This window comes from Longispora sp. NPDC051575, assembly GCF_040681875.1.
GTDB lineage: Bacteria > Actinomycetota > Actinomycetes > Mycobacteriales > Micromonosporaceae > Longispora.
The window spans coordinates 1-5,320 of the sequence record NZ_JBFAZP010000032.1 but is presented as its reverse complement, the minus strand read 5'-3'; the positions used below and the strand labels follow the sequence as shown (position 1 = coordinate 5,320).

The 5,320-nt window shown below is 56.8% G+C and carries 3 rRNA genes; all 3 read left to right on the top strand.

From position 1 onward, the window contains the following. The first annotated feature begins 34 nt into the window (after positions 1 to 34). The 3 genes from AB0M43_RS39210 (at position 35) to rrf (ending at position 5,319) form a co-directional block, all read left to right on the top strand. A 16S ribosomal RNA gene (locus AB0M43_RS39210) occupies positions 35 to 1,550 on the top strand. A gap of 425 nt (positions 1,551 to 1,975) precedes the next feature. After that, positions 1,976 to 5,090 (top strand): 23S ribosomal RNA (locus AB0M43_RS39205). Between the two features lie 112 nt (positions 5,091 to 5,202). Continuing rightward, positions 5,203 to 5,319 (top strand): 5S ribosomal RNA (rrf, locus tag AB0M43_RS39200). The 16S, 23S and 5S rRNA genes sit together here, the layout of an rRNA operon. Position 5,320 lies beyond the last annotated feature (1 nt).

Genomic DNA, 5,320 nt, shown 5'->3' with positions numbered 1-5,320 from the left:
TTTGTCAGCTAGTCCTTGCCGGGGCGAACAAACCTTATTGGAGAGTTTGATCCTGGCTCAGGACGAACGCTGGCGGCGTGCTTAACACATGCAAGTCGAGCGGAAAGGCCCTTCGGGGTACTCGAGCGGCGAACGGGTGAGTAACACGTGAGCAACCTGCCCTTGGCTTCGGGATAACCATCGGAAACGGTGGCTAATACCGGATACGACACAGTCTCGCATGGGATCTGTGTGGAAAGTTTTTCGGCCAGGGATGGGCTCGCGGCCTATCAGCTTGTTGGTGGGGTGATGGCCTACCAAGGCGACGACGGGTAGCCGGCCTGAGAGGGCGACCGGCCACACTGGGACTGAGACACGGCCCAGACTCCTACGGGAGGCAGCAGTGGGGAATATTGCGCAATGGGCGGAAGCCTGACGCAGCGACGCCGCGTGAGGGATGACGGCCTTCGGGTTGTAAACCTCTTTCAGCAGGGACGAAGCGAAAGTGACGGTACCTGCAGAAGAAGCACCGGCCAACTACGTGCCAGCAGCCGCGGTAAGACGTAGGGTGCGAGCGTTGTCCGGATTTATTGGGCGTAAAGAGCTCGTAGGCGGCTCGTCGCGTCGGTTGTGAAAACTCTAGGCTTAACCTGGAGCTTGCAACCGATACGGGCGGGCTAGAGTTCGGTAGGGGAGACTGGAATTCCTGGTGTAGCGGTGAAATGCGCAGATATCAGGAGGAACACCGGTGGCGAAGGCGGGTCTCTGGGCCGATACTGACGCTGAGGAGCGAAAGCGTGGGGAGCGAACAGGATTAGATACCCTGGTAGTCCACGCTGTAAACGGTGGGTGCTAGGTGTGGGGACCTCTCCAGGTCTCCGTGCCGCAGCTAACGCATTAAGCACCCCGCCTGGGGAGTACGGCCGCAAGGCTAAAACTCAAAGGAATTGACGGGGGCCCGCACAAGCGGCGGAGCATGCGGATTAATTCGATGCAACGCGAAGAACCTTACCTGGGTTTGACATGTGCGCTAAAACCACAGAGATGTGGTGTCCTTCGGGGGCGTTCACAGGTGGTGCATGGCTGTCGTCAGCTCGTGTCGTGAGATGTTGGGTTAAGTCCCGCAACGAGCGCAACCCTCGTTCCATGTTGCCAGCACGTAATGGTGGGGACTCATGGGAGACTGCCGGGGTCAACTCGGAGGAAGGTGGGGATGACGTCAAGTCATCATGCCCCTTATGTCCAGGGCTTCACGCATGCTACAATGGCCGGTACAATGGGCTGCGATACCGCAAGGTGGAGCGAATCCCAAAAAGCCGGTCTCAGTTCGGATCGGGGTCTGCAACTCGACCCCGTGAAGTCGGAGTCGCTAGTAATCGCAGATCAGCAACGCTGCGGTGAATACGTTCCCGGGCCTTGTACACACCGCCCGTCACGTCACGAAAGTCGGCAACACCCGAAGCCGGTGGCCCAACCCGTAAGGGAGGGAGCCGTCGAAGGTGGGGCTGGCGATTGGGACGAAGTCGTAACAAGGTAGCCGTACCGGAAGGTGCGGCTGGATCACCTCCTTTCTAAGGAGCCTCTTTACCGCGAAAGCGGTCAAAGACCCCGCGCCAGACGAATGCTCTGGTGGGGGTGTGCTTAATGGTGGAGACACTAACTAGTTCGATTCCGACAACGGCCAAACACACTAGTACAGCCACTGACCTCCGGGTCAGAGCCTGGTGGGAACGTGTAGACGGTGCGGTTGGAATCGTAAGACACCCTGTTGAGTCCTGAAAGAACAAACCAGTCCTCCGGGCCGGAGATGAGTAATCCTCTTCGGTCCGTTGGTCTCTGGGGATGGGCTTTCATGCAAGGACTACAGTCCGCGCCTTCTACGACAAACCACCGGTTGTGACCGGGTTCAGGTGTTGTGGGTGGTGGTGTGGGGTTGGTTGTTTTTTGAGAACTGTATAGTGGACGCGAGCATCTTATTTACTTTGGTCAATGTTGTGGTCAAGTTTATAAGGGCACACGGTGGATGCCTTGGCACCAGGAGCCGATGAAGGACGTTGGAGGCTGCGATAAGCCTGGGGGAGTTGCCAACCTAGCGTTGATCCCAGGATTTCCGAATGGGGGAACCCAGCCAGAGTCATGTCTGGTTACCCACGCCTGAACACATAGGGCGTGTGGAGGGAACGCGGGGAAGTGAAACATCTCAGTACCCGCAGGAAGAGAAAACAACATGTGATTCCGTGAGTAGTGGCGAGCGAAAGCGGATGAGGGTAAACCGAGTGGCGTGTGATAGCCGGCAGGCGTTGCGTCATCGGGGTAGTGGGACCACTTGGATTCTTCTGCCGAAGGATCGGAAAGTCAAAAAATTGTGTGTTAGTCGAATGGCTTGGAAAAGTCGACCGTAGACGGTGAGAGTCCGGTAGGTGAAAGCGCACAGTCTTTCTGGAGTGGTATCCCGAGTAGCTGCGGACCCCTGAAATCTGCAGTGAATCCGCCAGGACCACCTGGTAACCCTAAATACTCCCTGGTGACCGATAGCGGACTAGTACCGTGAGGGAAAGGTGAAAAGTACCCCGGGAGGGGAGTGAAATAGTACCTGAAACCGTGTGCCTACAATCCGTCGGAGCTGACCGCCTTGTGCGGGAGGTGACGGCGTGCCTTTTGAAGAATGAGCCTGCGAGTTAGCGATACGTCGCGAGGTTAACCCGTGTGGGGTAGCCGTAGCGAAAGCGAGTCTGAATAGGGCGACTCAGTGGCGTGTCCTAGACCCGAAGCGGAGTGATCTAGCCATGGGCAGGTTGAAGCGCGGGTAAGACCGCGTGGAGGACCGAACCCACCAATGTTGAAAAATTGGGGGATGACCTGTGGTTAGGGGTGAAAGGCCAATCAAACTCCGTGATAGCTGGTTCTCCCCGAAATGCATATAGGTGCAGCGTCACGTGTTTCTTGCCGGAGGTAGAGCACTGGATAGCCTAGGGGGCCCACAAGCTTACTGAAGTTAGCCAAACTCCGAATGCCGGTAAGTGAGAGCGTGGCAGTGAGACTGCGGGGGATAAGCTCCGTAGTCGAGAGGGAAACAGCCCAGATCACCAGCTAAGGCCCCTAAGCGTGTGCTAAGTGGAAAAGGATGTGGGATCGCATAGACAACCAGGAGGTTGGCTTAGAAGCAGCCACCCTTTAAAGAGTGCGTAATAGCTCACTGGTCAAGTGGTTCCGCGCCGACAATGTAGCGGGGCTCAAGCACACCGCCGAAGCTGTGGCACTCACACAATAACTCGGCCCGACTTGTCGGGTCCAGGTGTGTGGGTGGGTAGGGGAGCGTCGTGTGGCGAGTGAAGCAGCGGTGTGAACCAGTTGTGGACGCCACACGAGTGAGAATGCAGGCATGAGTAGCGAATGCAGGGTGAGAAACCCTGCCGCCGGATGACCAAGGGTTCCAGGGTCAAGCTAATCTGCCCTGGGTAAGTCGGGACCTAAGGCGAGGCCGAGAGGCGTAGTCGATGGACAACGGGTTGATATTCCCGTACCCGCGAAGAAGCGCAAACGATGAACCTCACTGTACTAACCACCTCGCTGATGTGATGCCTTCGGGTGGATCTGATGTGGGCTGGGAACTTGGTGGGTAGTAGTTGAGCGATGGGGTGACGCAGGAAGGTAGTCCAGCCCGGGCGGTGGTTGTCCCGGGGTAAGCCTGTAGGGCGAGACATAGGCAAATCCGTGTCTCATACAGCCTGAGAGGTGATGCCGAGCCGATTATGGTGAAGTGGATGATCCTATGCTGCCGAGAAAAGCCTCTAGCGAGTTTCGAGCGGCCCGTACCCCAAACCGACACAGGTGGTCAGGTAGAGAATACCAAGGCGATCGGGTGAACTGTGGTTAAGGAACTCGGCAAATTACCCCCGTAACTTCGGGAGAAGGGGGGCCGGAGACGTGGACCCACTTGCTGGGCGAGCGTTGTATGGCCGCAGAGACCAGGGGGAAGCGACTGTTTACTAAAAACACAGGTCCGTGCGAAGTCGTAAGACGATGTATACGGACTGACGCCTGCCCGGTGCTGGAACGTTAAGGGGACCGGTTAATCCTTCGGGGTGAAGCTGAGAACTTAAGCGCCAGTAAACGGCGGTGGTAACTATAACCATCCTAAGGTAGCGAAATTCCTTGTCGGGTAAGTTCCGACCTGCACGAATGGCGTAACGACTTCCCCACTGTCTCAACCACAGGCCCGGCGAAATTGCAGTACGAGTAAAGATGCTCGTTACGCGCGGCAGGACGGAAAGACCCCGGGACCTTCACTATAGCTTGACATTGGTATTTGAATTCAATTGTGTAGGATAGGTGGGAGACTGTGAAGCGGGCACGCCAGTGTTCGTGGAGTCAACGTTGAAATACCACTCTGTTGAATTTGGGTATCTAACCTCGGACCGTGATCCGGTTCAGGGACAGTGTCTGGTGGGTAGTTTAACTGGGGCGGTTGCCTCCCAAAATGTAACGGAGGCGCCCAAAGGTTCCCTCAGCCTGGTTGGCAATCAGGTGTTGAGTGCAAGTGCACAAGGGAGCTTGACTGTGAGACTGACAGGTCGAGCAGGGACGAAAGTCGGGACTAGTGATCCGGCACTCGCATGTGGAAGCGGTGTCGCTCATCGGATAAAAGGTACCCCGGGGATAACAGGCTGATCTTCCCCAAGAGTCCATATCGACGGGATGGTTTGGCACCTCGATGTCGGCTCGTCGCATCCTGGGGCTGGAGTAGGTCCCAAGGGTTGGGCTGTTCGCCCATTAAAGCGGTACGCGAGCTGGGTTTAGAACGTCGTGAGACAGTTCGGTCCCTATCCGCCGTGCGCGTAGGATACTTGAGAAGGGCTGTCCCTAGTACGAGAGGACCGGGACGGACGAACCTCTGGTGTGCCAGTTGTTCCGCCAGGAGCACGGCTGGTTAGCTACGTTCGGAAGGGATAACCGCTGAAAGCATCTAAGCGGGAAGCCTGCTTCAAGATGAGGTATCCCACCCCTAGAGGGTTAAGGCCCCCAGCTAGACGACTGGGTTGATAGGCCAGAAATGTAAGCCCGGTAACGGGTTCAGTTGACTGGTACTAATAGGCCGAGGACTTCACCACCAACACTGATCAATGTAATGTCGCGTCCACTATACGGTTCACAGAAAACAACACCCACCAATCACGCCCCCAACGGGTGTGGTCAGTGCGGGTGCTGTTGTTCTGAGAGAGTTACGGCGGTCATAGCGAAGGGGAAACGCCCGGCAACATTCCGAACCCGGAAGCTAAGCCCTTCAGCGCCGATGGTACTGCCCTGGGGACGGGGTGGGAGAGTAGGACGCCGCCGGACA